Origin of the sequence: Neorhizobium sp. NCHU2750, assembly GCF_003597675.1 — a bacterium.
Taxonomy (GTDB): Bacteria; Pseudomonadota; Alphaproteobacteria; order Rhizobiales; family Rhizobiaceae; genus Neorhizobium.
This window is the reverse complement of sequence record NZ_CP030831.1, coordinates 137,577-163,901: the sequence shown is the minus strand read 5'-3', so window position 1 is coordinate 163,901 and position 26,325 is coordinate 137,577. Positions and strand designations below refer to the sequence as shown.

28 protein-coding genes and 1 pseudogene are annotated in these 26,325 nt (G+C 60.8%); 15 read left to right on the top strand and 14 right to left on the bottom strand.

Annotated elements, in window-relative coordinates:
* Positions 1-18: 18 nt before the first annotated feature.
* The 4 genes from gtfA to NCHU2750_RS28710 all read left to right on the top strand — a co-directional run bounded on the left by gtfA (position 19) and on the right by NCHU2750_RS28710 (position 4,598).
* Positions 19-1,476, top strand: coding sequence for a sucrose phosphorylase (gtfA, locus tag NCHU2750_RS28725; RefSeq protein ID WP_045023299.1), 1,458 nt, complete (start codon positions 19-21; stop codon positions 1,474-1,476).
* A gap of 217 nt (positions 1,477-1,693) precedes the next feature.
* Entirely contained in the window at positions 1,694-2,398 is a 705-nt protein-coding gene (gene traR, locus NCHU2750_RS28720; protein WP_045023300.1) for an autoinducer-binding transcriptional regulator TraR, read from the top strand.
* Between the two features lie 29 nt (positions 2,399-2,427).
* Positions 2,428-2,703 (top strand): hypothetical protein, encoded by a 276-nt coding sequence (locus NCHU2750_RS28715; RefSeq protein ID WP_233278959.1) that lies wholly within the window; start codon positions 2,428-2,430, stop codon positions 2,701-2,703.
* 155 nt (positions 2,704-2,858) lie between these two features.
* Positions 2,859-4,598 (top strand): methyl-accepting chemotaxis protein, encoded by a 1,740-nt coding sequence (locus NCHU2750_RS28710; protein WP_045231719.1) that lies wholly within the window; start codon positions 2,859-2,861, stop codon positions 4,596-4,598.
* 162 nt (positions 4,599-4,760) lie between these two features.
* Here the strand turns inward: NCHU2750_RS28710 and NCHU2750_RS28705 are convergent, their stop codons facing one another.
* The 5 genes from NCHU2750_RS28705 to traA form a co-directional block, all read right to left on the bottom strand.
* Positions 4,761-5,069, bottom strand: a complete 309-nt coding sequence (locus tag NCHU2750_RS28705; protein ID WP_010891530.1) for a transcriptional repressor TraM — start codon at positions 5,067-5,069, stop codon at positions 4,761-4,763.
* Positions 5,070-5,594: 525 nt separating this feature from the next.
* Entirely contained in the window at positions 5,595-6,224 is a 630-nt protein-coding gene (locus NCHU2750_RS28700; RefSeq protein WP_045023302.1) for a TraH family protein, read from the bottom strand.
* Between the two features lie 13 nt (positions 6,225-6,237).
* Positions 6,238-7,434, bottom strand: coding sequence for a conjugal transfer protein TraB (locus NCHU2750_RS28695; RefSeq protein WP_045231720.1), 1,197 nt, complete (start codon positions 7,432-7,434; stop codon positions 6,238-6,240).
* Complete coding sequence (gene traF / locus NCHU2750_RS28690; RefSeq protein WP_045023305.1) at positions 7,424-7,954, bottom strand: conjugative transfer signal peptidase TraF; 531 nt, start codon at positions 7,952-7,954, stop codon at positions 7,424-7,426. Before traF ends, NCHU2750_RS28695 begins: the two co-directional genes overlap by 11 nt.
* Positions 7,951-11,535: a Ti-type conjugative transfer relaxase TraA gene (traA, locus tag NCHU2750_RS28685; RefSeq protein ID WP_045231721.1), complete on the bottom strand. Its 3,585-nt coding sequence runs from the start codon at positions 11,533-11,535 to the stop codon at positions 7,951-7,953. Before traA ends, traF begins: the two co-directional genes overlap by 4 nt.
* A gap of 256 nt (positions 11,536-11,791) precedes the next feature.
* On the opposite strand from traA, the gene traC reads away from it, so the two are divergent.
* The 4 genes from traC to NCHU2750_RS28665 all read left to right on the top strand — a co-directional run bounded on the left by traC (position 11,792) and on the right by NCHU2750_RS28665 (position 14,666).
* Complete coding sequence (gene traC / locus NCHU2750_RS28680) at positions 11,792-12,088, top strand: conjugal transfer protein TraC (protein WP_045023309.1); 297 nt, start codon at positions 11,792-11,794, stop codon at positions 12,086-12,088.
* 4 nt (positions 12,089-12,092) lie between these two features.
* Positions 12,093-12,308, top strand: coding sequence for a type IV conjugative transfer system coupling protein TraD (gene traD / locus NCHU2750_RS28675; protein WP_045231722.1), 216 nt, complete (start codon positions 12,093-12,095; stop codon positions 12,306-12,308).
* On the top strand, positions 12,295-14,244 hold the full coding sequence (traG, locus tag NCHU2750_RS28670; RefSeq protein ID WP_045231723.1) for a Ti-type conjugative transfer system protein TraG: 1,950 nt from the start codon (positions 12,295-12,297) through the stop codon (positions 14,242-14,244). The genes traD and traG overlap by 14 nt, the downstream gene beginning before the upstream one ends.
* A gap of 65 nt (positions 14,245-14,309) precedes the next feature.
* A complete protein-coding gene (locus NCHU2750_RS28665; RefSeq protein ID WP_349509046.1) occupies positions 14,310-14,666 on the top strand; it encodes a hypothetical protein in 357 nt (118 codons plus the stop codon).
* A gap of 377 nt (positions 14,667-15,043) precedes the next feature.
* Here the strand turns inward: NCHU2750_RS28665 and NCHU2750_RS28660 are convergent, their stop codons facing one another.
* On the bottom strand, positions 15,044-15,370 hold the full coding sequence (locus NCHU2750_RS28660; protein WP_045025118.1) for a hypothetical protein: 327 nt from the start codon (positions 15,368-15,370) through the stop codon (positions 15,044-15,046).
* A gap of 431 nt (positions 15,371-15,801) precedes the next feature.
* Between NCHU2750_RS28660 and NCHU2750_RS28655 the strand changes: the two genes are divergently transcribed.
* Together NCHU2750_RS28655 and NCHU2750_RS28650 are read left to right on the top strand one after the other, a co-directional pair.
* Entirely contained in the window at positions 15,802-16,059 is a 258-nt protein-coding gene (locus tag NCHU2750_RS28655; RefSeq protein WP_010974892.1) for a WGR domain-containing protein, read from the top strand.
* Between the two features lie 138 nt (positions 16,060-16,197).
* Positions 16,198-16,476: an HU family DNA-binding protein gene (locus tag NCHU2750_RS28650; protein WP_010891541.1), complete on the top strand. Its 279-nt coding sequence runs from the start codon at positions 16,198-16,200 to the stop codon at positions 16,474-16,476.
* 41 nt (positions 16,477-16,517) lie between these two features.
* Here NCHU2750_RS28650 and NCHU2750_RS30750 read toward each other — a convergent pair whose 3' ends face one another.
* The 3 genes and pseudogenes from NCHU2750_RS30750 to NCHU2750_RS28635 all read right to left on the bottom strand — a co-directional run bounded on the left by NCHU2750_RS30750 (position 16,518) and on the right by NCHU2750_RS28635 (position 18,276).
* Positions 16,518-16,688, bottom strand: a complete 171-nt coding sequence (locus NCHU2750_RS30750; protein WP_162936979.1) for a hypothetical protein — start codon at positions 16,686-16,688, stop codon at positions 16,518-16,520.
* Positions 16,689-17,006: 318 nt separating this feature from the next.
* Positions 17,007-17,324 carry a DUF736 domain-containing protein gene (locus tag NCHU2750_RS28645; protein WP_045024646.1) on the bottom strand — a complete coding sequence of 106 codons (318 nt, stop codon included), beginning with the start codon at positions 17,322-17,324 and terminating at the stop codon, positions 17,007-17,009.
* A 467-nt stretch (positions 17,325-17,791) separates the two neighbouring features.
* A pseudogene (locus tag NCHU2750_RS28635) lies at positions 17,792-18,276 on the bottom strand (NUDIX hydrolase).
* A 131-nt stretch (positions 18,277-18,407) separates the two neighbouring features.
* On the opposite strand from NCHU2750_RS28635, the gene NCHU2750_RS28630 reads away from it, so the two are divergent.
* The 4 genes from NCHU2750_RS28630 (at position 18,408) to NCHU2750_RS28615 (ending at position 21,643) form a co-directional block, all read left to right on the top strand.
* Positions 18,408-19,259 carry a DUF4160 domain-containing protein gene (locus NCHU2750_RS28630; RefSeq protein WP_045231725.1) on the top strand — a complete coding sequence of 284 codons (852 nt, stop codon included), beginning with the start codon at positions 18,408-18,410 and terminating at the stop codon, positions 19,257-19,259.
* Positions 19,260-19,321: 62 nt separating this feature from the next.
* The gene (locus NCHU2750_RS28625) at positions 19,322-20,728 is read left to right on the top strand and encodes a HEPN domain-containing protein (RefSeq protein WP_010974890.1); all 1,407 of its coding nucleotides are present in this window, start codon (positions 19,322-19,324) and stop codon (positions 20,726-20,728) included.
* 80 nt (positions 20,729-20,808) lie between these two features.
* Positions 20,809-21,051 (top strand): hypothetical protein, encoded by a 243-nt coding sequence (locus tag NCHU2750_RS28620; protein ID WP_003524955.1) that lies wholly within the window; start codon positions 20,809-20,811, stop codon positions 21,049-21,051.
* The gene (locus tag NCHU2750_RS28615; protein ID WP_081880124.1) at positions 21,023-21,643 is read left to right on the top strand and encodes an ATPase; all 621 of its coding nucleotides are present in this window, start codon (positions 21,023-21,025) and stop codon (positions 21,641-21,643) included. The genes NCHU2750_RS28620 and NCHU2750_RS28615 overlap by 29 nt, the downstream gene beginning before the upstream one ends.
* A 91-nt stretch (positions 21,644-21,734) precedes the next feature.
* On the opposite strand, the gene NCHU2750_RS28610 is transcribed toward NCHU2750_RS28615, so the two are convergent.
* The 5 genes from NCHU2750_RS28610 to NCHU2750_RS28595 all read right to left on the bottom strand — a co-directional run bounded on the left by NCHU2750_RS28610 (position 21,735) and on the right by NCHU2750_RS28595 (position 25,501).
* Positions 21,735-22,052: a DUF736 domain-containing protein gene (locus NCHU2750_RS28610; RefSeq protein WP_041699416.1), complete on the bottom strand. Its 318-nt coding sequence runs from the start codon at positions 22,050-22,052 to the stop codon at positions 21,735-21,737.
* Between the two features lie 671 nt (positions 22,053-22,723).
* Positions 22,724-23,662: a hypothetical protein gene (locus NCHU2750_RS28605; protein WP_045231726.1), complete on the bottom strand. Its 939-nt coding sequence runs from the start codon at positions 23,660-23,662 to the stop codon at positions 22,724-22,726.
* On the bottom strand, positions 23,662-24,588 hold the full coding sequence (locus NCHU2750_RS28600; RefSeq protein WP_045231727.1) for an ArdC family protein: 927 nt from the start codon (positions 24,586-24,588) through the stop codon (positions 23,662-23,664). The genes NCHU2750_RS28605 and NCHU2750_RS28600 overlap by 1 nt, the downstream gene beginning before the upstream one ends.
* A 69-nt stretch (positions 24,589-24,657) precedes the next feature.
* Positions 24,658-24,804, bottom strand: coding sequence for a hypothetical protein (locus NCHU2750_RS30745; RefSeq protein ID WP_158006698.1), 147 nt, complete (start codon positions 24,802-24,804; stop codon positions 24,658-24,660).
* Positions 24,805-24,901: 97 nt separating this feature from the next.
* Positions 24,902-25,501: a hypothetical protein gene (locus NCHU2750_RS28595; RefSeq protein ID WP_045231728.1), complete on the bottom strand. Its 600-nt coding sequence runs from the start codon at positions 25,499-25,501 to the stop codon at positions 24,902-24,904.
* A 517-nt stretch (positions 25,502-26,018) separates the two neighbouring features.
* On the opposite strand from NCHU2750_RS28595, the gene NCHU2750_RS28590 reads away from it, so the two are divergent.
* Positions 26,019-26,324: an alkylphosphonate utilization protein gene (locus tag NCHU2750_RS28590; RefSeq protein ID WP_045024867.1), complete on the top strand. Its 306-nt coding sequence runs from the start codon at positions 26,019-26,021 to the stop codon at positions 26,322-26,324.
* The last annotated feature ends 1 nt before the right edge of the window (position 26,325 follow it).

Here is a 26,325-nt window from a genome sequence, read left to right as displayed (position 1 = left end):
CACATACTGGAAATTGAAATGCAAAACAAAGTGCAGTTTATCACCTATGTTGACCGCCTGACCAGAGGTGGTTTCAGGCAATTGAAGGAACTGGTCGATGGCAAGTTCGCTGGCCTGTTCGGCGGCGTCCATGTCTTGCCTTTCTTCAATCCGATCGATGGCGCTGATGCCGGATTCGATCCAACAGATCACACGATCGTCGATCCGCGCCTCGGCGACTGGGAGGATGTGCGGGCTTTGTCGGGATCCGTGGAAATCATGGCCGATCTTATCGTCAACCATGTCTCATCGCAATCCGGCGCATTCACGGACTTCATTGCCAAGGGTTCGGCGTCCGAATTTGCCGACATGTTCATGACGTTCGATAAGGTATTTCCCGATGGCGCCACCGAAGAAGACCTTCTGAGGATCTATCGACCGCGCCCCGGTTTACCGTTTTCGAAGGTGACCCTGGCTGATGGTACTCAGCGGATGCTCTGGACAACCTTCACACCGGAGCAGATCGACATCGATGTCCACAGCGCCAAAGGCACAACCTATCTCGAAACGATCCTCGATCGCTTTTCGGAGGCGAATGTGACGGCGATCCGCCTCGACGCCGCGGGATACGCGATCAAGAAAGCGGGCAGCAGTTGCTTCATGATCGACGATACCTACGCATTCCTCGAAGAAGTGGCTGGAAAGGCCCGCAACCGCGGCATGGAGGTTCTGGTTGAGATTCATAGTTATCATCGTGACCAAATCGAGATCGCGAAGAAGGTCGACCGGGTCTATGATTTCGCACTACCACCGCTCATCTTGCATGCATTGTTTACGGGAGACGCCACGCCGCTGGCAAAGTGGCTGGCAATAAGCCCCCGTAACGCGATCACCGTTCTCGACACCCATGACGGGATCGGCGTTATAGATGTCGGTGCCCATAGCGACGGCCGGGCGGGCCTCCTCGAACCCCAGGCGATCGACAATCTTGTGGAAGAGATCCATAGGCGATCGGATGGCCAGAGCCGCCAGGCGACGGGGGCCGCTGCATCGAATCTGGACCTTTATCAGGTAAACTGCACCTACTATGACGCGCTTGGTCGCAACGATAATGATTATCTCATCGCTCGGGCAATTCAGTTTTTTGCTCCAGGAATTCCGCAAGTCTATTATGTCGGTTTATTGGGCGGTGTAAACGATATGGACCTGCTCGCCAAAACGGGCGTGGGGCGTGACATTAACCGGCACTATTACGGCAACGACGAAATCGGTACGGCCCTTGAGACGCCGCTCTTCCATCGCCTTTCAAATCTGATCCGTTTCAGGAACACCCATCCCGCCTTCGGTGGAGCGCTCAAGGCCACCATTGCTGATGCCGGAGCGTTGGTGCTTTCATGGCAACACGGCGATGCTTTTGCTGAATTGAAGATCTCATTTGCCGACCGCAAGGCGAGCATTGCCGCATCTGGTCAGAGCGAGATGCAGATCGTCGAGTGAACTGCACGCAAGTGCCGCTTCCCCGGCTCGATAGCATGTACAGGGGGATAGTACGGATATTCGTGAAGCGTTGGAGCATGTATGCCTCGTGGAAAAATGCTTCGGCTCAGCCTGAGTTGTCTGGGTAAAAGAGGATGAAAGCAGATTCAGCCCGGCGGTCGGCTGCTGGGAGCAAACGTTAGAGTAGGCATCGCACACCAGCATATGGGGGTATGGAATGCAGCACTGGCTGGACAAGTTGACCGATCTTGCCGCAATTCAGGGCGACGAGTGCATCCTGAAGGATGGCCTTGCCGACCTTGCCGAACATTTCGGCTTCACCGGCTATGCCTATCTCCATATCCAGCACAAACACACCATCGCGGTCACCAATTATCATCGTGACTGGCGATCGGCTTACTTCGAGAACAACTTCGACAAGCTCGATCCGGTCGTCAAGCGCGCGAAATCCAGGAAGCACGTCTTTGCCTGGTCCGGCGAACAGGAACGATCGCGGCTATCGAAGGAAGAGCGTGCCTTCTACGCGCATGCGGCCGATTTCGGCATCCGCTCCGGCATCACCATTCCGATCAAGACCGCCAACGGATCGATGTCGATGTTCACGCTGGCGTCGGAAAGGCCGGCGATCGACCTCGACCGTGAGATCGACGCGGTCGCAGCCGCGGGCGCCGTCGGGCAGCTCCACGCCCGCATCTCTTTCCTTCAGACCACTCCGACAGTGGAAGATGCCGCCTGGCTCGATCCGAAAGAGGCGACCTATCTCAGATGGATCGCCGTCGGCATGACGATGGAGGAAGTCGCAGACGTGGAGGGCGTCAAGTACAACAGCGTCCGTGTCAAGCTCCGCGAGGCCATGAAGCGCTTCGACGTTCGCAGTAAGGCCCATCTCACCGCCCTCGCAATCAGAAGAAAGCTGATCTGAAAACGTGACAGACAAACCAGGGGAGAGGAATGATGTCAGTAACTTCCTATACGTTCTACACCTATTCTCAGGCGACTGCCGATGACCAGGCGCACTGGCTGCACGGGCACACCACCGTTCAGTTTTTCGATAGCCTGGAAGCGGCCCGGCAGGAGATAGTCAAGTTGCACGAAGACCTAAGCCAGGATCTCGACCTCACGTGGCGTCCGCTCTATCTCGAAAAAGCGAGACCCGGGCCGTCACAAAAGACCTGCTGCTGTCTTTGCTCAATCGCAACATGGAAGCCCTTATCGAGCGGCACATGATTGTTGATACAATCTCCTCCTTCTCTTCGAGCGCTTTAAGCGGGCATAATTGATGGATGCCAGTTCCATGTTTAAATGAAGATTAAACATCGTATGCAACTATTCGCGCTCTGCCGCGACCTTCGGTCCGGTAAGTATCCTTGGGAGGTCGCCTAGTGAATATTCTCAATCGTGGTGCCAATGCATGCGCGGTACTTGCTGCCCTCTCTAAGTCTCAGGCCATGATCGAATTCGATCTGTCCGGCAGGATACTCACTGCCAACGACAATTTCTGCCGGGCGCTTGGCTATGAGCTATCAGAAATTATCGGCAAACATCACAGCATGTTCGTTGAACCGGCATTTGTGAAATCGGCAGACTATAAGGCGTTCTGGGCGAAACTCGCCGCCGGCAACTTCGACCAGCAGCAATATAAGCGCATCGGCAAGGGCGGCAAGGAAGTCTGGATCGAGGCGTCCTATAACCCTGTCATGCGCCGTGGCAAGCCGGTCAAGGTTGTCAAGATCGCCACCGACATCACCGCCCAGAAGCTGAAAGTTGCAGAAGATGCCGGCAAGATCGAGGCTTTGTCGCGGGCGCAGGCGATTATCGAGTTCACGCCGACCGGCGACGTCCTGACCGCCAACGAGAATTTCCTGTCCGCCCTCGGATATTCTCTGAGCGAGATCCAGGGCAAACACCATTCGATGTTCTGCGAACCATCCTATACCGCGTCGCCCGACTATCGGAATTTCTGGAAGATGCTTGCAGGCGGGGATTTGATGGCGGACGAGTTCATGCGGCTCGGCAAGGGTGGTCGCAAGGTCTTTATCCAGGCCTCATACAATCCGATTTTCGATATGAACGGCAGAGTCTTCAAAGTCGTGAAATTCGCGACCGACGTGACGGCCCGGGTCGAAAACGTCGAACAGCTCGCGGGCTGCCTGAACAGTCTGGCGGACGGTGACCTGGCGCAGCAAATCGAAAAACCGTTCATCCCCTCGCTCGAACGTTTGCGCACCGATTTCAACGCCGCCTCCGACAAGCTGAAGCGCGCGATGGCGACTGTCGCCGACAACGCCAGGGCGATCTCCGCGGGATCCAGCGAGATTCGGACCGCCGCCGACGAGCTGGCAAAACGCACCGAGCAACAAGCCGCCTCGGTCGAGGAGACCGCCGCTGCGCTCGAGGAAATCACCACAACGGTCAAGGATTCCAGTCGTCGGGCGGAGGAGGCTGGCCAACTCGTTGCACGCACCCGCGAACATGCAGAGCATTCCGGGCAGGTGGTGCGCGACGCGATCGGCGCCATGGATCAGATCGAAACGTCCTCTCGCGAGATCTCCAACATCATCGGTGTCATCGATGAGATCGCGTTCCAGACCAACCTCCTGGCGCTGAATGCCGGTGTCGAAGCGGCCCGTGCCGGCGAAGCGGGCAAGGGATTCGCGGTCGTCGCGCAGGAAGTCCGCGAGCTCGCGCAGCGATCGGCCAAGGCCGCCAAGGAAATCAAGACGCTGATCACCGCGTCGGGTAGCCAGGTCCAGAGCGGGGTATCGCTTGTCACGAAAGCCGGTTCCGCGCTGCAGGAAATCGCGACCCAGGTCCACGACATCAACACGAATGTCGTCGCGATTGTCGAAGCGGCACGCGAGCAGTCGAACGCTCTCGGTGAGATCAACAAGGCCGTGAACAGCGTCGATCAGGGAACGCAACAAAACGCCGCGATGGTCGAGGAGCAGACGGCGGCCAGCCACAGCCTTGCTCGCGAGGCCGCCGCGCTATTCGAGCTGCTGGAGCATTTCAGGTTCGATGACACCGGCCGAACGCAAGCGTTTGCTGGCCAGGTTCATCGGCCATCCGTCGCGCCAGTCGCCAAACCGTCGAGCCGCGCTGCCCAGGTCTTCGCTGCGTAGGGTTCCACCGCGGTCGGTATCAAAGAGACCGAACGGAGGAGCTCGTGTCACGCCGCCTTGCCTCCGATGAAGATAGCGGGTCTGAGCTGCCGCAATAGTTCAGGACCGATATGACATCATAGCCCGCTATAAAAATTCGCCATGAGACAAACGGAAGCCGGTTCAGTTCACGGAGGCGTTCGGGATATAGCCAAGAATGCTGATTAGCGTGCTGACAGCGCTCATCTGCGCGTGCATCTCGATACTGGCCTCGATGTAACACAGATGCTGTGGGCCTCCGACTTCCTTTCCCGACTTATAGCTTTCCGGCAGGGCCTGGAAAAGTTCGTCGGCCTTTTCGACAAGTCGCCGATGTGCACGGATTGCGTCTATGGTCAGTTTCTCGAGGTCAGCCGGGTGTAGTCCACGAGTTAAGCCGACCAGTGGCCGGAGCTCAACTTTTTTCGTCAATGTTGCATCTTCCGATTCCATTCCTGACCTAACCCTGGTTTTGTCTGCGGTGCGCCCCCGCCGACGTTGAACCCTTTGAACCCTAGCCGGGGGTTAGAATCCGAGATGAATCGGCCCTGAGACCTTTAGCACCGAGGCGCCTGGACATGAGTCACAGGCCCCCGGCCACAAGGTCAGAGGGTTCCTGGCACCGTTTCGGTCAGCGCCAACCGTTCATCTGCGGATTCTAAGCCGCAACACAGCGCGTACTGCGTCATGCCCCTTATAAGAGCCATTCCAAAGAGATGCCAGCGCCGATCGACAGAACGACGGTGCAAATCTTCACATGCCCATCTCGATGCAAGGCACAAAATACCTCAAGGCCTATGCTTTCGAAGAAGAAATCAACGCGACTTGCGACCAGGGATAGAATGCATTGTTGAAGCGTGACGACACTTAGTTGTTTTCCGCCATGGTCTCATTAAGTGCGATTCGCTTGGCCCACGGACCGAGCGATTTTTCCCTCCTGGCCCGCGTTCATCCACGCAGACGCGAGGAACCTGTTCCTCACTTCCCGCGCGCGCCGATGCCGGAAAGGTCGATCCGAATACCGGCCTTGTTCGGGTCAGCTGGTTCCGCCTCGAGTGCAGTATCGACGTTGCCGCCCTTCATCTTGTCACTACCGGCTTCGGACGTTTCCGCTTCCACCCCTGGATCCGGCTCTGGCAGCTTCACGTCGCCCGGATCGGCTGCCCGGAACACCGCTGTCCCCTCGAAATACCCCGTTTGCCATGCGATGATCGCGTCTTCAAAAACCTGCGGAAGGACCTCGCTTTCGGGAGGGTTACCGTACCATTTGGTGACGATACGATAGACTTTGGCGAACAGGGCCGTGCCCATCTTGATGTTTTCGCAAGGCTCGATCAGGTCCGGCTTCAACTGGCCCGCCTCGACGATACCGAGGCCGGCGGGATACTGCGTCAAGCCGACGCGAACGATATTGCGGCCGAGGTTCTGGCGTATCAATGCGAGCGCTTCGTCCGGCGTTGTCGGCTTCGGCACCAGAACGATGCGGTTGCCGGAGCGGACAGTGACCGCGAGCGGGTCCGGCGCCCCTGCCCGTTCGATGAACTCTTCGACGATCGCGGGCTTCAGGCCGGGATCGCTGCATTCCTTGATGAGGGCGGAATCGACCATCGCGAAAGTCTCCTTATGTGTTGAAAGCCGTGACGACGGGTCGCCCGAAGAGTTTCGCCCAGGCGATCACGCCTGCTTGTTGGATGGCGACGATCGACGTTCCCTCGGTCCACCATCCGTTGCCCGTGGCGACGATGGCGGCGGGGGAAAACAGCATCGAGTGCAGTATGGGCCAGACGATGAGCTGCTCGTAGCAGATCAGCGGCGCGATCCTCGTGCCAGCGAGATCCACGGCCGGGTTGGCGAAGAAATGCGCTTGAGCGCCACCGCCCTGCCCGGTCCATTGCAACCATGGCTGCCACATCGATACCGGGATCGGCATGCGCTCGCGATAGAGGATCCGTGCTTCACCCTCCGAGACCGTCACCATGACGTTGTCGTAGCCGCCCGGATCGATGACGGCCGCGCCGGCGATCACGGTGACGTCCGCCCCTCGCAAGCCCGCCTGCCAAAGCCGTGCGACAGTCGGGGTCCATAAGCCGAGGGCGCTTTCGGGAAGAACGATGACACGGGTTTCCGCTCCTGCCGCCGCGCGCACCGTTGCGATCAGGTCACGGTGATGGTCAAGCGAACCATCACGTCCAAGCGTTTGACCCTGTTCGAGGTCGACGCCTTTCCATCCATCCGGTAGGACAGGTTGCGTCCACGTAGCGGCGGACCAGAACCAGAAGCCTCCCAGGGCAATGGCAGCAGCCGGCCAGTATCGCGATGTCATCATCGCGAGGCCGGCTGTGGTCGCACCCAGCCCCCACCATCCAAAGCCGGGAAACAGAATGCCCGCTGCGGTCAGTGGATGCGCCCACCCGGTGATGCCGAAGGGCGGCAGCCCCATCAGCACCGCGGCCGCAAGGTAGCGCACCGGCTTTCCCCAACCCAGAGCGCCCCTTCCCGGGAGCCTCTTTTGCAAGCGCGCGGGCCAGAACGCCGCATGCACGGCGACAAAGCCGGCCGAGGCCGCCAGCCATAGCAGGAGGCCGGGCCAGAAATCGGCGGCGTAGAAGTTCGCCACACCCTGCGGCAGGCCGCGCGAGGCGGTGAGGAAGTACCCGGCAGACACCGCGCCCGCAACCAGTCGTGATGGAGATTGCGCCCATAGCAACGGAAAGAGCATGGCTGTCGGAAGAAGGAGGGCCTCGCCGCTCCAGCCGACCGCTCCGACGGCGATCGAAAGCAGGATCAGGAGCGCCACACGCCAGCGGTCACGGGTCAAACGTGAACACCGGCCGCGCCTGACCGAGAAGGCCGGATGCCGGGATCGGCCCAAAATATCGTGAATCATAGGAGCTCGCAAAGGATGAGTGAAGAAAGAGATGGCCGGGTGGCACGACGCCGCCGGGATAGGGATGGATCGCCCTGCCGGCACCATCCGTCGCCCGCACAGCGGATGCGGGTACCGGGCGGCCGTCGATGATGACCTCGCCGGCGATCTCGACCCGGTCGCCGGGAAGAGCGACAATGGTCTTGATCAGCGGCGCAAAACCGCCCCTGCAAAGCCCGCGGTGGAGATATCCGCGCTCTAGCGCCTCGATGAACGGCGCGTTCGACGGCGGGCAGATGAACACCAGATCCCCGACCTCAGGGGAGCGGTTCAATGCCTCGATGCGCCAGAGCCCGAGCGGCTCGCTTGGTGTTAGGTTCAGGCGATAGCCGCCGACCGCGGCGACGACCGATTCGCAGAGAATGACGGTCACAGAGGCACGGATCAGGATGATCGCCCGGCGCGGCGTCATTGCTTGATCACCGGTGTCTGGCGCTGCGATAGCCGCAGGTCCTCGACCTGCCTCAAGGTCGCGGCGGTGCGCTCGTGGGCAGCGAGTTGCTGGGCGGTGCGCATCACCGGCCATGCCTCGGCCAGGTGCTCCTTCTCTTGGGGCTGGAGCCCCTTGGCGAGCTGCTCGAACAGCCGCCCGGACGGTTCGCGCGCGGCGTTCGGCAGCAGGCTGCGTTCACCGAAGCGTTCCGATACAGCCTTGTTGAATCCGTCGATTTCGAGCTTGGCCTCCTTGTCGCTGACCGCATATCCGAGTGCTGCGGGAAGGTCGTTGCGGTCGATCGCATCGCGCACCCGTTCGAGCACCGTGCGGGCGGACGGCGACAGTGCCGGAATGTCGATCGAGACGCGATGCCGGATTGCCCTCTCCTCCGTTTCAAGGCGCTGCATGGCGTTCGTTCGCATCTGAAGATAACGTTCGAGGTCACGCGAAAGCGCCGGCGCATTGACGTGTGCAATATCGCGGTCCTCCTTCTCCACGCGGCTGGCGAACAGGCCGGTCTTGCCTTTGAGCGCTCCAAAACTCTCCGGCTCGTTCGCGATCTTCGCGAGCGTGGATTTCGCAGTCGCCGGATCCTTCAACGCCGCGTCGACATCGACCGCGCGGAAGGCGGCTTCGGGCTGGGCGTAGATCAGATGAAAACGGGAGGAGACTTCCTCCCATTGCTTCTTCAGACCGGGATCGGCGGCGAGCTTGTCCTCGACCGCCTGGTCGAGGGATTTCGGATGAATGGTGATGCCGGCAACCATCGGCCTGACCTCCTTCATGTTGCTGGAAAGCGATTGTTGCTGCTGAGTGCTGGAAACGAGACCGAGCTTGCCGCCGATGGCGAGCAGCCGGCTTCCGAGACGGGCAAGCCGCTGTTTCTGCCGGACCGTCCAGTCGAGCCGGTCGCGCATCATGGTCCGGGCGACGTTCATGAGGCGCAGGCCATGCGTGTCGGCGAAGCGGAGTGCCGCGCGATAGAAGCTGGCGTTCTCGTAGTCGAGCGTCGTTTCCTTCGCTGCGTCGCGCGACATGCGTTCCGTCATCCGCGACAGCGCCAGCTCGCGGATGTCGACGACCTTCCAGGTATGGCGCTTGACCTTCTTGCCGTCGGGAAGACGGACCATTTCGGAACCCTTGTGGTCGAGGCCGATGCGGTCGCCGATCTGAGGCGCCGCCTCTGCCATCGCGCGCTTCAGGTCGACGCCCCAGATGGTGTTCTGCTTCCCCTCGCCGGTTTCGAGCGTGACGAAATAGCTGTCGTGGTTCTCGGGCTTGTTCTCGTAGGGAGCCTCTCCGTGATCGACGAGAACGCCGCCGCGGTTGGTGAACTCGTTCATGCCGACATAGAGCCGGGCTGCATCACGATGACGGGTGAGCGCGACATAGGTCAGATGGCGGTCCATCGTGCCGGAGGCGAGCACCCTGACGACGTCGACCGTCGCGCCCTGCGATTTGTGGATGGTGGTCGCATAGCCATGATCGACATTGGCGTAGAGATGCTGATCGACCGTCACCTGGCGGCGATCCTCCCCTTCGCCAATCTCGGCGACAAACCTGCCGGGTGCGGCTTCGACCACCTTCGCCAGCATGCCGTTCTTGACGCCGAGCGATCCCTCGTTCTTCAGGAAGACGATCCGGTCGCCGGCGTCGAAGCGACGCTCGCCCTCTTCTGTCCGGAAGGCGAAGCCCTCGCCGACGAGACCGCGCCCGACCAGCCTTTCGCGGGCGAGTTCGTTGAGTGCGCGCACGTCGAGTCGTCGATGGGCGAGAATGAGAGAAGACCTCGCCGGATCGTAGTCGCGGTTCCAGTCTTCGATCAGCGAGGCTATGGCCTCGTCCTTCGACCAGTGCGAATGGATCAGGTTCGCGCGGTCATAGGCTGCGAGCGCCGACCCGACTTGACGGTGGGCAAGATCGACCGAGGCGCGACGCATCCACGCCTCGCGCTGACGATAGATCGTGCCAAGTTCGGCATAGCCGATGCGGTCGGTGATCGCGCGGAATGCGGCGCCCGCTTCGATCGGCTGGAGCTGATCGGGATCACCGACCAGCACCAGCTTGGCCCCGGCCTCGGTCGCTGCCTGGACAAGCATCGCCATCTGCCGCGACGACACCATGCCCGCCTCATCCAGCACCATGACGGTCCTGTCGTCGAGGCGGTCACGCTCCTGCTGCCAGCGTAGTTCCCACGACGACAGCGTGCGCGCGATGATGCCGGCCTCTTTCTCCAGACCCTCCGCCGCCTTGCCAGCAAGCGCTGCGCCCACGACGCGATATCCGGCGGCTTCCCATGTCTCGCGGGCCGCTTTCATCATTGTGGTCTTGCCCGCTCCGGCACGGCCAACGACGGCGGCTATGCGATTGGCGCCGGCGATATGCGCAAGCGCTGTCCGCTGTTCCTGCGACAGCCGGTCGTGGCGCGCGAAGGTCGCGTCGAGAACGGCCTTGCCGATACCATGCGAGGAGCGTCGGTCAAGCCACATCGCGCTCCGGGCCATCGTCGCTTCGAGGCGGATCAGCTCGTGCGTCGTGAACTTCGACGGCTCGCGCTTGCCGGTTGCCAACGAGATCCGCTCGCGCTCCAGCCGCAGCACTTGCCCACTCTGCATGATGCGCGCCATCATGTTGCGGAACAGGCCCGCATCGTCGATATAGCGATGCAGGATTTTGGCGACATCGCGCTCGTCGAAGACGCTCTTCTCGCGGGTGATGAGATCCAGCACGAGTTCGGGATTCTCCCGGATGCGGCGGGCATTTTCCTCGCGCCGCTCCTCGTTGAGCTCAAGGCGTTCGAGCTCGGCTTTGCGTCCCTCCCCTTCGGCCTTACGCTCGATCGCCTTGGCGCCGACGCCGAGATGAATGGTCGGCACCAGATCGATACCCTGCTTCTCGTAGGATCGCCCGTCGACGCGCAAATTGATGCCGTTGAGCGCCAGGTGATGGTTCATCCGTTCGAACCAGGCGTCGCGAAACGCGTTGAAGTCGTCCGTTCCGCCGGCCCATAGCTCATAGACGATCTTCCCGGCTTTCGTCCGCAGAGGTTCGCCCTCCTCGCCGATCACCGCGACCTTCTTCGCGCCAAAACCGTATTCGGTCAGCGGCCGCAGTGTCGTCATCAGGTGGATGTGCGGATTGCCGGGATTGTCGTGATAAACCCAGTCGGCAACCATCCCTCTGGAGAGAATGTGCTTTTCCACGAAGTCACGGACGAGCGCGATATTCTGCTCGGCTGTGAGCTCCAGCGGCAGCGCCACCGTCAGGTCCTTGGCGAGCTGGGCGTCGATCCGCTTCTCGAAAGCCTCGACCCTGTTCCAGAAGGCCTCCGAAGCGCCGGCGACAGAGCGGTCGGCGATCAGCATCCGGACCCATTTCGGCGCATGGTCCGGCAAAAGGAACTCTTCGTGAAGGAGCCCAACCTTGCGGGTGTAGTCGATGGTGCGCGCCTCACGCTCGTAGTGCATCTTCGCACAGTGCCGGTAGGCCGCCGACAGCACCGCGCTGCGGCCGTCGCCGCGGCTGACGATGCTGGCTGAGAAGTGGGCGATGGCCACGGCGGCGAATACTCCCGGTCAATCGGTCGAAACAAGCTGCTCGTCGCGAATAGCGGCCCCGCCAGGGTCATTGAGCAACGCGTCGCGCCAGCGACGTATAATTGCGCCCTTGGATCCGCTCCTTCGGAACGGCGGGATCATCTTCCAAAGTGTCGGCTTTGCCGACGTGCAAATCTGCACGTTCCTTCGGACGTGCTTTTGAGGAAGTCTGGCGGCGAGAACATCACCGCGAGACTTCCAGGGAGATCCGACCGGAATGAAGAAACCGTCATCGAAGATACGTGAAGAAATCGCCCGCCTTCAGGACCAGCTCAGACAGGCGGAGACGCGGGAGGCCGAGCGCATCGGCCGCGTCGCGCTGAAGGCCGGTCTTGGCGAGATCGAGATCGAGGAGGCCGAACTCCAGGCAGCGTTCGAGGACATCGCCGGGCGCTTTCGCGGAGGTAAGGCAGGGACATCCGGAAGGAAAAATGCCGATGACGGCCGGACCGCCGGCGAGCCGGGCGCGACGCTCGCATCTGGCTCGGATGCGGGCAGCCGTGGCGAGGCTTGAGCGGATGCACCGGACCTCATCGACCGACGCCCGAAAGAAGGACACCCGCGAGAAGATCGAGCTGGGTGGCCTGATCGTCAAGGCCGGGCTGCGCTACGAGAAACGGGCACTGCTGCTCGGCATGCTGATCGATGCAGGTCGCCGCATCAAGGGCGACGATGCCGAGCGATCGCGCCTCACCACGATAGGGGCGGAGGCCTTTGGTCGTGACGGCGAATAGAATTCTCCTCGCCGTCGTCCCCGCCACGACGATGATCGCCGCGGTGATCCTGATGCCGGGGATCGAGCACTGGCTGGCGGCGTTCGGAAGGACGGCGCAGGCGAAGCTGATGCTCGGGCGGTTCGGCATCGCCCTGCCCTACATCGCAGCGGCTGCGATAGGTACGATGTTCCTGTTCGCGGCCAACGGTGCCGCCAACATAAAGACGGCTGGATGGAGCGTCGTCAGCGGAAACGTCGCGGCGATTATCATCGCGATGATCCGCGAGGCGGCTCGTCTTTCCGGCATCGCCGGAAGCGTCCCCACGGACCAGTCCGTCCTCGCCTACACGGACCCGGCGACAGCGCTCGGTGCGGCCGGCCCATTCCTCGCCGGCGTCTTCGCACTTCGCGTCGTCATCAAGGGCAAGGCTGCATTTGCCAGTCCGGCGCCGCGCCGTGTCCGCGGCAAGCGGGCCGTGCATGGCGAGGCGGACTGGATGGGCGTGGTCGAAGCGGGAAGACTGTTTCCCGATGCGGGCGGCATCGTCATCGGAGAACGCTATCGCGTCGATCGCGACAGTGTGGCGGGCATGTCGTTCCGCGCCGATCAGCGCGAGACATGGGGCGCGGGCGGCAAGTCCCCGCTGCTCTGCTTCGACGGCTCGTTCGGCTCGTCGCACGGCATCGTCTTTGCCGGCTCCGGCGGTTTCAAGACGACATCGTTGACGATCCCGACGGCGCTCAAATGGGGTGGCGGGCTTGTGGTTCTGGACCCGTCGAGCGAGGTGGCGCCGATGGTCTCGGAACACCGGCGCAAGGCCGGCCGAAAAGTGATCGTGCTCGATCCCGCCACGCCCGCCATCGGCTTCAACGCGCTCGACTGGATCGGGCGGTTTGGCGGAACGAAGGAGGAGGATATCGTGTCGGTCGCGACCTGGATCATGACCGACAACGCGCGGACTGCGTCCGCCCGCGACGACTTCTTCCGGGCTTCCGCCATGCAGCTGTTGACCGCGTTGATCGCAGACGTGTGCCTGTCAGGGCATACGGACGAACAGGACCAGACGCTGCGCCGGGTGCGCGCCAATCTCTCGGAGCCTGAACCGAAACTGCGCGAGCGGCTGACGCGGATTTACGAGCAGTCCGAATCCGAATTCGTCCGGGAGAACGTCGCGGTGTTCGTCAACATGACGCCGGAGACGTTCTCCGGCGTCTATGCCAACGCCGTCAAGGAAACGCACTGGCTCTCCTATCCGAACTATGCCGCCCTGGTGTCCGGCGACAGCTTCTCGACGGACGATCTCGCCAAGGGCGAGACGGACATCTTCATCGCACTCGACCTGAAAGTGCTGGAGGCACATCCGGGCCTTGCCCGCGTCGTGATCGGCGCGTTCCTGAACGCGATCTATAATCGCAACGGCGAGGTCGAGGGCAGGACGCTGTTCCTGCTCGACGAGGTGGCCCGTCTCGGCTATCTGCGCATCCTCGAGACAGCGCGCGATGCCGGTCGCAAATACGGCATCACGCTGACGCTGATCTTCCAGAGCCTCGGGCAGATGCGCGAGGCCTATGGCGGTCGGGACGCCACGAGCAAATGGTTCGAGTCGGCGTCATGGATCTCGTTCGCGGCGATCAACGATCCCGACACGGCCGACTACATCTCGAAGCGATGCGGCGACACGACGATCGAGGTCGACCAGACGAACCGGTCGACCGGAATGAAGGGATCGTCGCGCTCGCGGTCGAAGCAGCTTTCGAACCGGCGGCTGATCCTGCCGCATGAGGTGATGCGCATGCGGACCGACGAGCAGATCGTGTTCACGGCTGGCAACGCGCCGCTCAGATGCGGCCGCGCCATCTGGTTCCGCCGCGACGAGATGACGAGGATCGTCGGCAAGAACAGGTTCCATCAAGGCGATGCGCCGGCCAAGGGGCCGGAACCTTCCACACCCTGACAGAACGAAAGGAAGCGCGCATGATGCATTGGAGAAAAGACTGGTACTCGTTGATGGGGCCGTTGATGACCTGGGTGGCGTTCATCATCGCCATTCCGTTTCTCGGCGCCGGGGCGATCGTCAGCATGGCCATTCTGCCAGCGATCGGCGATACGATCGTGAAGACGGTTGGCCTTTTCTGCGCTCTGGTGCTTGGGCCACTGGCGGCGTTCACGGAGATCGCGCCGCCATTTGTGACGAGAGAAGAGGTGGCCTGGCGCAACAGAAACAGAGAGATGCTCTTCGAAGGCGATGTCGCCTGGGAAGATGTTCCGTTTCTGCCACCGGTGCTGAACCGGATTCGGTCCACAACCGGAAAACGAAAGCGGGAGGAAGAGAAGGAGGGGGCCGCTGCCAGCGATGCGAAGCCGTCCATCGCATGACGTCCGAAAGCGCGTCCCCGGATGCCGTACGGGACCTGTATCCGGCACACTGCGACAAGCTGCTGAATTCAGGGGGAGAGGCTATCACCGGTGCATAAAATCACCAATGAGCGACGCCGATCTCCCGGAGCTTTAAGCCGGCCGCAGGCCGCACCCGGGAGAGGGATAGGGGTTTGGGGAAAGGGTGGAGGGAACCGTCCCCTTTCCCCATGGGAGGGTGTTTGAGGGAGGGGCTTGCCCTTCCCTCATGGGGTGAGCGGCGAGAGGGGCGGCGCAGCCCCCCTTTCGTTAGCCATGCCGGCCGGTCGATCCGGCTGACGAGGCTCGCAGACAGGGATACGGACGAAAGGTGGCACCACCACCTTTCGTCCTCGACATTAATCGGGGCTAACGTTGAGTTCACGGATCACCGTGTCGATGCGCCAGTCGCCAATCTCGGTTCGTCGCTGGGCAACCAGAATATCGACGGCCGTTTCGTTCGCCTCGATAGCACTGATCGCCGCGTCCATCGCATCCCATGGACCGAGGTTTTCGACAGGGATGACGTCGCCGTCATCGTCATAGGCGCCTGAGATGTACATTGGCGCGCGCGTGACGCGGTCATGTGCACGCTCGGCTTCTCGAATCAACCGAAAACCCTCTTCCCGCTGACGCCAGTATTCCGGGCTGCCACCATCGATGTATTTGATTTTCTGCTCTGTCATGACAATCTCCTTTCGTCTTTCTGACGCAAGGAGGCTGCGCCGTAGACGCGAGGGGTCAGGGATCGCATTGCGACCGCCGGAGGCGGCGAGTGGAGGAGCCGATTTGCAAGAGCCGTCGCGGACGGCGGCTGCAAATTGGAGGTGCTACGACGTCCTTGACGCCGGAGTGGCGGGTGCAAAATACAAAGTCAGAGAGAAGAGAGACCCGCGCCTGCAGGGCGCGTCCGTCTGCCGGTAGAACCGGCCGCGAGAGGATCGCAACCGGATGGCCGAAACCGCTTGCGGGTTCGGTGCGCTTGCGCATAGAGCCATGCGTTGAAGCCGCCTCGCCCAGTTCCCTGTCTGAAATCATCACGGCGATGAATCGGTGACACCGGATCGATTCAGATAACTCGTTGGACGCTGCTTGCCGAGATAGCGACAATGAGGGCATGGAAGACAAGGAGACATGCCCGGTTCATCTTCACCGCATCGAGACGGCGCAGAACATGCGACGCTTCTACATTCTGGCGATCCAGCCGACACTGTTCGGCGGGGCTTCGGTCATCCGCAACTGGGGCCGGATCGGATCGGGCGGCCAGACGATGATGCAGACCTTCGATCATCCGGATGATGCGAACACAGCACTCTCCTGTCTCGAACGAACGAAGAGACGACGTGGCTATCGGGACGCGGGCAACACCGAATAGCCGGTTTCAATCGACCGCATTGCTGCATTTCCTGTGGCTTACGCGCTCCTTCCGGGGATTCCTGCCTTTCTGCCCCTTTCTTCGCCACATCTTCATTGCCAAAGCTGAGGGACCGAAACAACATGAGGAATGTCCAATATGACCACGACCAACGAAATCGCCGACAAGATCGCAGCCGAACAGAGCCTGACCAAGGCGCAGGCCAAGACGATCGTCGAGAGCGTCTTCAAGCAGATCACCGACGCGGCGCTTGCTGGCGCAGAAACGTCGATCCCATCATTTGGAAAGTTCAAGCTGAAGGACACTCCGGAGCGCGAGGGACGCAATCCGGCGACGGGTGCTACGATCAAGATCGCGGCATCGAAGAAGCTGACCTTTACGCCCGGCAAAGCGGTCAAGGACGCACTGAACGGCTGAAGCGACCACGCCGCCGGAAACGGCAGCATGATGGAAGCCTCCTAGAAAGGAGGCTCCGCGCTGATGCGTCCGTCCTGTTCGGCCTCGATCGTTGCAAGCTCCGCCTGTACCATCTCCAGCTCCGCCGCAATCCGGCGGCGCTCGGCCGGATCGCAGGCATTCCTGAATTCGGCCCGAAGCTCTTCGCGCTGAATTTCGAGAGAAATCGTCATCGTCGTCTCCTTGACGTTTGTGAAAGACGACGCCGCGCGTCATGGCGGAGCGGAGGGGTCCAGCATCGCGGGACGCGACCGCCGGAGGCGGCGAGGGGAGGAACCGATTTGCGGGAGCCGCCATAGGCGGAAGGAGCAAATTGGAGGCGCCGCTCGTGCTGGACGCCTTCGTTTCGCCATGGCACCCTTGGACGAACTGAGCAGCCCACAACTCCTCGTATGGCACCGGAAAAGCCGGAAGCAGGCTCGATGCCTGCGCCCGGCTCTCCCTCGCGACACGAAAAGAGCCCCGCCTTTCGGCGGAGCTCGTTGCGGTGATCAGGCCTCCCGCTTCGGGCGGTTCCAGATGAGGGCGTATTCGCCTTCCTTCTCGCCCGGCCAAAGGGCTGCTGTGATCGGGGCATTGAAGCTGGGGTCGTCGAGCTTGACGGAGATGAAGGGCTCGCCATCGTTGGAGACCTTGTTCCAACCCGCGCCGACCTCGACGCCGTTGCCGGCGGTGATGCGGAAGTCCGGAGCGTCGCGCGAGACGCGCTCGATGGGGTTCAGGCGGGCCTTCATGCTGACTGTGAGCGTGCGCACGTTGCCGATGATGGAGTTGTTGCCGTTGGTGTTGAATTCGCCGATGACTGCCATTGTCGTGCTCCTTTTCCGGTTTGCTCGGGCCGCGCCCATCGCGTCCTCGATGACGGTGTTAAGACCGACGGCGATCGACGTCGCACCGCTGGCGGCCGGAACGAAGTGGAGGACGGCCGGGAGCGGCTTTCTTGGCCCGCGAGGAATGCAAACCTGTTTGCAGGGGAAGAAAGTCGCGTATGGCCGTTGCGGCCAAGGCGATCGAGACGAAGGCGTCCTTCGGTCACACCAGATCCATCGAGGTCTGCGTGGGTGTGGCCAGCCAGAACCGGATTGCGCACGACATGCCGAGAAACCAATCGTTGAACTCACTACCAGCACGCCGCTGGCACAATCGTTTTCGGCACCCTGCTCACACCACGTCACGGCTGCGGACCTGCCGTTCCTTCGACGCCATCGCCGATGGGTGCGTCTGAACTACCTGTCGTTCGACAGTCGAGCGATGCCGAGACGGCTCTGACTCGACGTCATGAACATCGCATTGCTCCACGCGTCGAATAGATAAGGAGGTGTCGAACCGGCTGTCGCTGTACGAACTCGGCCTGCACATGCTTCAGCACATGGCGTTGACCCGCAAAAGGCACCATCCCCAAGGCCGTTTCGAACGGCACCCATCGAAATTCGCTATGTTCGTGATTGATGACAACAGTTGCCCCAGCATCCACGAAACCAACGAAGACCGGCAGCATGCTGATTGCGTCGCGATCCGCCTCATAGAACTGCTCACATATGTCTGCCGAATAGAGCTGACCACAAGTCAGGCCGGTTTCTTCACGAACTTCGCGCAGCGCTGCTTCCCATGCTTTCTCCCCCTCTTCAATTCCACCGGCAATCTGGCACCACTCGCCGATCAGCGTGCGATTCCGGCGTAAAAGCAGTACCTCGGGTCCAGCGGCGACGCTGCGAAGAAGTACGACGGATACGGCAAAAATCGGATCGGAATTTCAGCCATCTGCTGCGCTTCCCTTCACTCACATAGTTTCCGGCAGACCTAAGCGACATCAATCCATCAGGGGTAAACATTCGCATTTCGATGGTCTATAGCAGTTTGCAACTTCCAGTCATTTGTCTCCCGGAATAACAATGATCCTTTTTCATCATACTTCTGTTTCCCTTGCCGAGGGAATTTTGGCATCTCAGCTCAACCAGGGTCACGTCACCAGGCGGTCCGAAGAGCCATTGCGCGACGTCGTATGGCTGACGACCGATGAAAGGCACGAGGGGCACGGACTGACGACGGGAGAACAACTCGATCCAGTGCACCGTTCTTATGTTGAAAAAGTCGAGCAAACGAAGCTTCGCCAGGGGCGTGTGTGGACGGCCGATAAGACGCGCATCAGAATTAAGGTCAAAATTCCGACGCGGGACCGCAAGCTTTTCAACTATTCTGCCTGGTCCCGGAAAAACGACGGTCCGAGGTTCGCGAAGTTCATGGGCCTTTCCTGCGTCGAGTCCGTGGCGGGTCTGAACGCTTCGGAGCTGGAAAGAGTGATGTTGATGACAGCGACGAAAGAAGAGACCTGGTATCTCTCGTTCCGGCCCATCGATCCTAAGGAATTTGAAGAAGTATTATACCGGACGGAGGACGGCTACATCCCGTATGACTTCGAACTTCACGGCCGCCACGAGCTTGAGAACGTGGGAATTTATTCGGCAGGGAAAGCGGCCTTGGAGGAATTGCGCGAGGTTGTCGCGTCGCGACACGGGTATGACCGTGCAAGTGCTGTCGTAACCTGTGCTGATCTCGCGATGCCGGCAAACGTTGTCGTTCGTGGCGGAGGAATCAACGTGGCTTTCAACCTCGACACCCTCCGGCGACTTGAAGGTAGCGCCGGCCCGTACGAGGAGGAGATTGTAGCCTGGATTGAACGGCATCGTTTGGATCTCAACGAGGCCTGGCAGAAAAGCCGGACGCAGCTCATCAGCTACTCGTAAAATTCGGCGATTTTTGCCGCTTCGATTAACCTTCTCTGTCCAAACTCCATCATGGTGAGCAGTTGCGCCATCCCTCAATCGCCACGGTCGTCACTCCGCAGTCAAAGTCGGTCAACCAGTCCGACGCCTTCCTTGCCAGCAAACACAATCAGCTCAATCTGTTCAACTCGATCGATCATCTGGTTACGGATGAGAAGAAACTCAGCGACAGTGAACGGGGCGCAATCGAACACCATATCGTAAATATTCGCGCGGCTATCGCCCGATCGCTGTGGTCAAAGGAAATTTATGTCGGTACGTCTCTCTTGGATGAGCATGTTCTCGCATGCGCTAAGCAAGGTGGGGGTGGCGTTCCCGGAAAAATGCTGAGTGATCTCGCTTCGGCCGGAGTCGAGCGTCCCGGGTTCGTCCTTTATCCGCTAACCAGCTTCGGCATGAAGATGGAGATGCTGCCCTGGAGGAATTCGGGACTGAAAAGCCACATCCTGTTTCGTGCGGCCGGGTTTGCCGTCAGCGCCCAGACCAATTCAGTCGCGCGGGCACATGACCGCCTGATCGAAATGGCACGCGGGTTGGGCATACGGCAACGTATAGAGCGAGGCGACATCGAACATTTCTCGCATGCTGCGCAATGGCTTAAAACTAACCCGTTGCTGCTCGTCAAGCTGACATCGCACACGGGAGACATGTATGAAAACCAGTTTGTCTACACTCTCAAGATCCGGTCGGCTGCGTCCGCGCTACTGATGCTTCACGCGCTGTCGGTCGAGCGGGACGGCTCGATCGACAAATTCAGCTCGTCCGCTCACGTCAACAACTGGGAAACACTCGACATCCGCCACTATCTGATCGGGGAAGGTCGACGCTCTGGAAAGATTGCCACCCGGCGCGTCCCCATGAACGTGTCGGCGCTGGATCTCGCGAGACTGTCGGATGTCGCCGCCGTAGTCTCGACAGAGGCGATGGAGACGAACACGATGAAGCGTTTCGAAAGACAAATCGTGGCTGCGCTCAAGACTGTCGAGCAGGGATATTTCCGGCACGTCCATCTCACGGCCGGCTCAAAGATGGAGGCGAGGTTCTACAAGCGCATCGTCACCGCGCTCGACTGGTTCCGACAGTCATTCGGTTCACATGCCAACGAGTCGGAGGCGATTGTCGCTCTTGCGGTGGCGTTCGAAACGTTGCTCACCGACCACTATCAGCCAGGCGTGGCGGAACGCATCAAGCGCCGGGCTGGAATTTGCATGAAAGGCGTTCCCCGCGTTTCCTCCTATCAGCAAAGTATCATTGAACTCTACCACGCCCGCGGCAGCATCGTTCACACGGGGGAACTTGGCCAAGCCGCGAACGTAGAACGTGCTCAGGCAGCGTTTGCGCGATGCTTCTGCAGTCTCGTCTCTCGCCTCCCAAGCGGTCGGCTACCGAACAGCGATCCTGTTCGCAACCTGCTCGGCGACACCGGATGAATCGAGAGTACGCATTAGGAGGACTGGTCTTTTCGTGCTCTATGATGCTTGCTATATTAAGGTGAAAAATTGGAGCAGACATGGCAAAAGTCGTCGTCAAAAAGCTTAATGGCCCTAAGTCCGGAGTGCGTGGCAAAGCGGTTACGGAGAAACGGGTTCGGGATTCGAGCAGCGGGCAGTTCGTCACTGTGCGGACGATCGACGCAAAAAGCCAAACTTTCGGGCAAGATCTTACCTATGTCTTCAGCAGGAATGTCGCCAAGGCCCGCCGTGATAATAAGGCCGTGACTGGCGTTGTCGATCGTGCGCCTGAAAAAGCTTGAGCAGCCCGTCTTTCTGATTGTTGCTGGCCCGAACGGATCCGGTAAGAGCAGCGTCTACGCAAATGCGGATCTCGAGTTGGAAGGGCGCTCCGTATGGATCGTCAACCCCGATCTTCTCGCCGGCCGGATCAGTGAGGTAGAAAACAAACCACTTCCGGAAGCCAACTTGGTTGCTGTTCAGCGCATTGAGGCCTGGATTCAGTCATCGATATCCGTTCATAAGACGATCGGGGTAGAGACCGTTTTATCGACGGATAAGTACCGCCGTCTGGTTGAGGCGGCTGAAGCCGTGGGATTTGCCATCTGGCTTTTCTACACCGTTTTGGACAGCCCGGAGCGGTCGATCGAACGTATCAAACTTCGCGTTGCGAAGGGTGGACACGACGTTCCGGCTGATAAAGTGCGTGCCCGTTACGCAAGATCGCTCGATCAACTTCCGTGGTTTCTCGAACGAGCTGACAGAGCCTGGATTTGGGACAATAGCGGTGCGACGCCCAAGCTGATCGGCGAAAAACAGGATGGTGTGATCGGCCTTGATGAGAATGCTCTCGCCGTCGTCGCTTCAGCTGTGAAATCCATCGCGACCGAGTGATGAAATGGGCTCGATGCCCACCTCCGGCTTCACCATGTGAGAAAAAGACGAAAAAGAGCCCCGCCTTGTCGAGCGGAGCTCCTCTGGGTGCTCAGGCCTCCCGCTTCGGGCGGTTCCAGATGAGGGCGTATTCGCCTTCCTTCTCGCCCGGCCAAAGGGCTGCGGTGATCGGGGCATTGAAGCTCGGGTCGTCGAGCTTGACGGAGATGAAGGGCTCGCCGTCGTTGGAGACCTTGTTCCAACCCGCGCCGACCTCGACGCCGTTGCCGGCGGTGATGCGGAAGTCCGGAGCGTCGCGCGAGACGCGCTCGATGGGGTTCAGGCGGGCCTTCATGCTGACGGTGAGCGTGCGCACGTTGCCGATGATGGAGTTGTTGCCGTTGGTGGTGAATTCGCCGATGACTGCCATTGTCGTGTTCCTTTTCCGGTTTGCTCGGGCCGCGCCCATCGCGTCCTCGATGACGGTGTTAAGACCGACGGCGATCGACGCCGCACCGCTGGCGGCCGGAACGAAGTGGAGGACGGCCGGGAGCGGCTTTCTTGGCCCGCGAGGAATGCGAACCTGTTCGCAGGGGAAGAAAGTTGCGTATGGCCGTTGCGGCCAAGGCGATCGAGACGAAGGCGTCCTTCGGTCACAACAGATTCATCGAGGTCTGCGTGGGTGTGGCCTGTCCGAACCGGATCGACCACGACATGCCGCGAGACCAATCGTTGAACTCACCACCAGCACGCCGCTGGCACAATCGTTTTCGGGACCATGCTCACACCACGTCACGGCTGCGGACCTGCCGTTCCCTTCGACGCCATCGCCGATGGGTGCGTCTGCATTACCGACCGTTCGACATCAGAGCCATCTTCGACTGGATGGTGTCTCCTCCCAACCGGCAAGGGCCTCCGCTATGCTGCGATCCCCCTTGCCCTCAGCGCCCCACACCGCAACGGCTGGTCGGCATGGAACGTGTCCCCCACTTCAGAAACTGACTGGGCCGGCGTCTTTCACGGCAGAGTTCCACCATATGGCGGTGCCTCTTCCGCTCCAAATGGAGCGGTCAGCCGTTACCGCAGCGCCGGAAGGCTGCCCTAGACGCCACACATGCCTTCGCATTCGATGGGCCAGAGATCGAGTTGGCCATGATCGGCGGCCGTCGACAGGTCGGCTTCGTCAAGAGGAACACATGAGCGATGAAGATAAACTTCGCCACGGATGCGTCGAATGCCGGTCCGCAGCGCTCGATCGACTTTCACCGCGTCTGCCCAGGCTTCCGGATCATGATCACGCATGTGGCGCCAGCGTCCGTTATCGTGAAACGGGCATCCGATGCAGGCCGATTTCGGGGGCGTCGGATAATCATGACGGCGCAACCAGGCCAGGCAATCGCGCCTGCTCATGCGTTGTTCGATCAACGGCCAACGATTGATCTGCCAGTCCTCGAACGAGGGTTTGATCCGGCTGGCCTCGTCTGTCGAAATGCCAATCCACTGCTCCGCGACGGGATGATCAGGTGATCGCTTGCGCGTGAGGCCCAACAATTCCCGGACCTTCCTCCGGATCGGCACGATCTTGTAATCCGCAGTGCAGGCCCTGCGCATCATGCCGATCGATACGGTCTCGCGCGATGTCGCGCGGGAACCGATCTGGACGAGTTCGCCGTCGTCGTCCTCATCGAGAACCGGTCGTGCGCTCCCGGCTGGCGTCACGGTTTTTGCAAAAGCCGGAATCGAAGCCCACCGTTTGCCGGCAGCGGCGTCCATGAGATTGTCGCGAATATTGCCGGCCGAGACGACATGGATCGGGAACGGAACGACATTCGGCGACATCAACCATTCAAGATGATCGTAGACGGCTTTTGGCTCCCAACCAGTATCGGCGAAGATCGCGCAATCGGGCATCGGCCCGATCTCACCATGCGCTGCCATCAACGCCATGGTGGTGGACTGGACGCCGGCGCCGAGCGAAAGCGCCCGCAGCCGGATCGGGGAGGACGCGCCATCCCCGGTAAAGTTCGACACCTGGAGCATCAGGCCGCCTCCTTTCCGGAAGCTGCCTGCGGCTGAAGGTCGTGCAGATAGGCGACAGCGCGCTGCGCATGCGCCGCCGCATTGAAGATCGCCCGCTTGTCGGATCCGAGGATTTCGGCCCAACTCTGGATATAGGCGGCATGATCCGGCCGAGGCTCCAACTCTGGCACGATACCCAGATCGGCGCAGATCATCGCTGCCCCAAGCTCCACCAGCATCTCTTCGAACGCCCTCTCACGGCGATCCTTGTGGTAGCGGCTCAGGTCCCTGTTCAGTCGGGCGGGACCGCCCGCCCAATGCAAGGTTTCGTGCGCTCTCGTCGCAACGAAAGAGGCCATGTCCCGGAACTGTTCGGGCCGCGGCAGCTGGATGTGGTCGGAGGCAGGAGAATAATAGGCCTTGTCGCCGCCGTAACGGACGACAGCGCCCGTGTTATCGAAGAAGCGATCGGCATGCTCGATACGCTCGAGCGGTTTCGCGATCGGTTCGGGGCGACTGTAATAATGATCTGCAAGGCCATCGATTTGATCGCAATTGAAAACTGTATAGGCCTTCAGGAAGGGAATATTGCGCTCGACCTCTCCGCCGCCCGCGTCCGTCTCGGTTTTGGTGAAGCGGCTGGCATAGACGACGGTCGCGCCGCTCTCGCCCTTGCGCACGTGAGCGCCGAGTTCGTTTGCCTGGCGCAGCGTCATCCATGTTGACGACATGAAACCACTGGCGACGCTCTCCGACCACAGAAGCAGAACATTGAGGCCGGTGTAAGCTTGTCCGTTGTGACGAAGCGGCCGGCTCACCCGGCCCGATAGATTGGCCGCACTCCACGGCTGCACCCATGGGCGCACGCCCTTTTCCAGATCGGCGACGATCCTGTCGGTGATGCGTGCATAGATATCGGTCCGCGTGTTTGCTGTTTTCCTGCTCATTTCCAAACCTCCGTTTCAGGAGGCCGCGCCCATCGCGGCCCCGTCGCGGAGGGCCGAAAGCAGGAGCGATCAGGGGGAAGGCGCACCGGAACGGCCGGAACGCCAGTGGAGGACGGCGCAGCCGTTGCGGCTTGCCGCCGGATCCTGCAGGACCGACGAACGGGACGGGGCAGCGATGTCGCCCCGCGTCTCTTCGTCTTTCCTCTGTTTCCCCATTGAGCTTTACTCCAACGGCGACACAAAAAATGGCCGCCTCGGAGTGAGACGGCCTCGTCCCGACGAAGGCGGAGCTGGATGCTCCGCCGGAGACGTCTCAGCCAAGAGCGTCCATCTGCGCTGCGGCCGCCTTGCGGTCGAGCGTCTGGCCGGGATTGTCGACCGGCCGATCGAAAGGCTTCCACGCTTCGCCGACAATCTGTTCGTAGGCTGCGACGGCGCCTTCAGCTGCCAGGCGGAGCGCGTGGGCCTGAATACCCATGTCGGCTGCGAACTCGCGCTTGCGCTGGGCGGCGCTGTCGTAACCGACCGGGCCATCGATATCCTCGTCGCGAGCGTCCGACGCACCCTTGGCGGTCGCATCGCGTGCTTCGGTGACGGCCTTGCTGTAGAACTGGCCAGCGCCATGGGCCGATCCGACATAGGCGCCGACGATGCGCTGGAGATGGATCTGCATCGCCCGTTCGCCGAGGCCCTCGGAGAGGCCAGTCGCGGTTTCGACGATAAGGCGCTCGTGCATGTCGCGGATGCCGTCGCTGTCGAGGATGGCCGTTCCGAAGCTTTCGGCGATCCGGAGCGCCTGCGCTTCATCGGGGCATGTTAGGCGGACCATTTCGATCGTGGCGCCCTTGCGGAGCTGCACGACACGGGCGGCAGGGCGAGAAGCTTGACGTGAAGAGGTTGCGGGCTTTGCCATGATGGTTTCCTTTTCGGTTTGCCCGAAGCGATCGGCCCCTTGGCCGTTCTGTCCTTCGGTGCGGTCGAAAAGAACCGGCGCAAGCCGGGCGGTTCAGGGTCCGGGCAGGCCTGATCGAGCGAAGCAGGTGGGCGGGCAAGCGGAACCCACGGTTCTGCGAAGCCCGCGTTCCTGTTTTGTCGAGAGCGGCATGACCGGCCGTCCCGCGGCGCGACAGCGGCCTTGAACCGGACGGGCGCTGGTTCAGACCGCCACGAAACCGAAGGACAGAACGGCCAAGGGGCTGATCCCGGATGCCGAAGCCGGAAAGGAGGTCATGCAAAATGCGCGCCAGGCCCGCACCTGCAAGCTGGTCTTTCCATGCTGACGTCACTGGTGCTCCACGTCGCCAGAATGGATCGCCGATATGCCCGATGTGCCTGTCAGATCACTCTGATTTGCTTGCCCCGCCTTTCCCCGATAGACGCGCATCTGGCGTTACGACCGACCAACAGTATTCGCGAAAGGAACACCGCAGATGAGCGATCATAGCGGCGACGATTATGTCTATGACGAAGCAACCGGAGAATGGCGTCCGGCATCCGAGATTTCCGCCGAAAAAGCAAAAGCCGCAGAAGTGCGCGACGCCTCCGGCAACGTGCTGGCCGATGGCGACTCCGTCGTGCTGCTCAAGGACCTGAAGGTCAAAGGCGCCGGCCAGACCTTGAAGCAGGGCACGGTCATCCGCTCGATCCGGCTGACAGACGATCCGGAAGAGATTGACTGCCGGCATGATGCAATCAAAGGCCTGGTCCTGCGCACCGAGTTCGTGCGCAAGCGTTGAT

Bases quoted from the DNA above. Each gene is read 5' to 3' on its own strand.
- gtfA (WP_045023299.1), top strand. From the start codon at position 19: ATGCAAAACAAAGTGCAGTTTATCACCTATGTTGACCGCCTGACCAGA.
- traR (WP_045023300.1), top strand. From the start codon at position 1,694: ATGCAGCACTGGCTGGACAAGTTGACCGATCTTGCCGCAATTCAGGGC.
- NCHU2750_RS28715 (WP_233278959.1), top strand. From the start codon at position 2,428: ATGATGTCAGTAACTTCCTATACGTTCTACACCTATTCTCAGGCGACT.
- NCHU2750_RS28705 (WP_010891530.1), bottom strand. From the start codon at position 5,069: ATGGAATCGGAAGATGCAACATTGACGAAAAAAGTTGAGCTCCGGCCA.
- NCHU2750_RS28700 (WP_045023302.1), bottom strand. From the start codon at position 6,224: ATGGTCGATTCCGCCCTCATCAAGGAATGCAGCGATCCCGGCCTGAAG.
- traF (WP_045023305.1), bottom strand. From the start codon at position 7,954: ATGACGCCGCGCCGGGCGATCATCCTGATCCGTGCCTCTGTGACCGTC.
- traC (WP_045023309.1), top strand. From the start codon at position 11,792: ATGAAGAAACCGTCATCGAAGATACGTGAAGAAATCGCCCGCCTTCAG.
- traD (WP_045231722.1), top strand. From the start codon at position 12,093: ATGCACCGGACCTCATCGACCGACGCCCGAAAGAAGGACACCCGCGAG.
- NCHU2750_RS28665 (WP_349509046.1), top strand. From the start codon at position 14,310: ATGACCTGGGTGGCGTTCATCATCGCCATTCCGTTTCTCGGCGCCGGG.
- NCHU2750_RS28660 (WP_045025118.1), bottom strand. From the start codon at position 15,370: ATGACAGAGCAGAAAATCAAATACATCGATGGTGGCAGCCCGGAATAC.
- NCHU2750_RS28655 (WP_010974892.1), top strand. From the start codon at position 15,802: ATGGAAGACAAGGAGACATGCCCGGTTCATCTTCACCGCATCGAGACG.
- NCHU2750_RS28650 (WP_010891541.1), top strand. From the start codon at position 16,198: ATGACCACGACCAACGAAATCGCCGACAAGATCGCAGCCGAACAGAGC.
- NCHU2750_RS30750 (WP_162936979.1), bottom strand. From the start codon at position 16,688: ATGACGATTTCTCTCGAAATTCAGCGCGAAGAGCTTCGGGCCGAATTC.
- NCHU2750_RS28645 (WP_045024646.1), bottom strand. From the start codon at position 17,324: ATGGCAGTCATCGGCGAATTCAACACCAACGGCAACAACTCCATCATC.
- NCHU2750_RS28630 (WP_045231725.1), top strand. From the start codon at position 18,408: ATGATCCTTTTTCATCATACTTCTGTTTCCCTTGCCGAGGGAATTTTG.
- NCHU2750_RS28620 (WP_003524955.1), top strand. From the start codon at position 20,809: ATGGCAAAAGTCGTCGTCAAAAAGCTTAATGGCCCTAAGTCCGGAGTG.
- NCHU2750_RS28610 (WP_041699416.1), bottom strand. From the start codon at position 22,052: ATGGCAGTCATCGGCGAATTCACCACCAACGGCAACAACTCCATCATC.
- NCHU2750_RS28605 (WP_045231726.1), bottom strand. From the start codon at position 23,662: ATGCTCCAGGTGTCGAACTTTACCGGGGATGGCGCGTCCTCCCCGATC.
- NCHU2750_RS28600 (WP_045231727.1), bottom strand. From the start codon at position 24,588: ATGAGCAGGAAAACAGCAAACACGCGGACCGATATCTATGCACGCATC.
- NCHU2750_RS30745 (WP_158006698.1), bottom strand. From the start codon at position 24,804: ATGGGGAAACAGAGGAAAGACGAAGAGACGCGGGGCGACATCGCTGCC.
- NCHU2750_RS28595 (WP_045231728.1), bottom strand. From the start codon at position 25,501: ATGGCAAAGCCCGCAACCTCTTCACGTCAAGCTTCTCGCCCTGCCGCC.
- NCHU2750_RS28590 (WP_045024867.1), top strand. From the start codon at position 26,019: ATGAGCGATCATAGCGGCGACGATTATGTCTATGACGAAGCAACCGGA.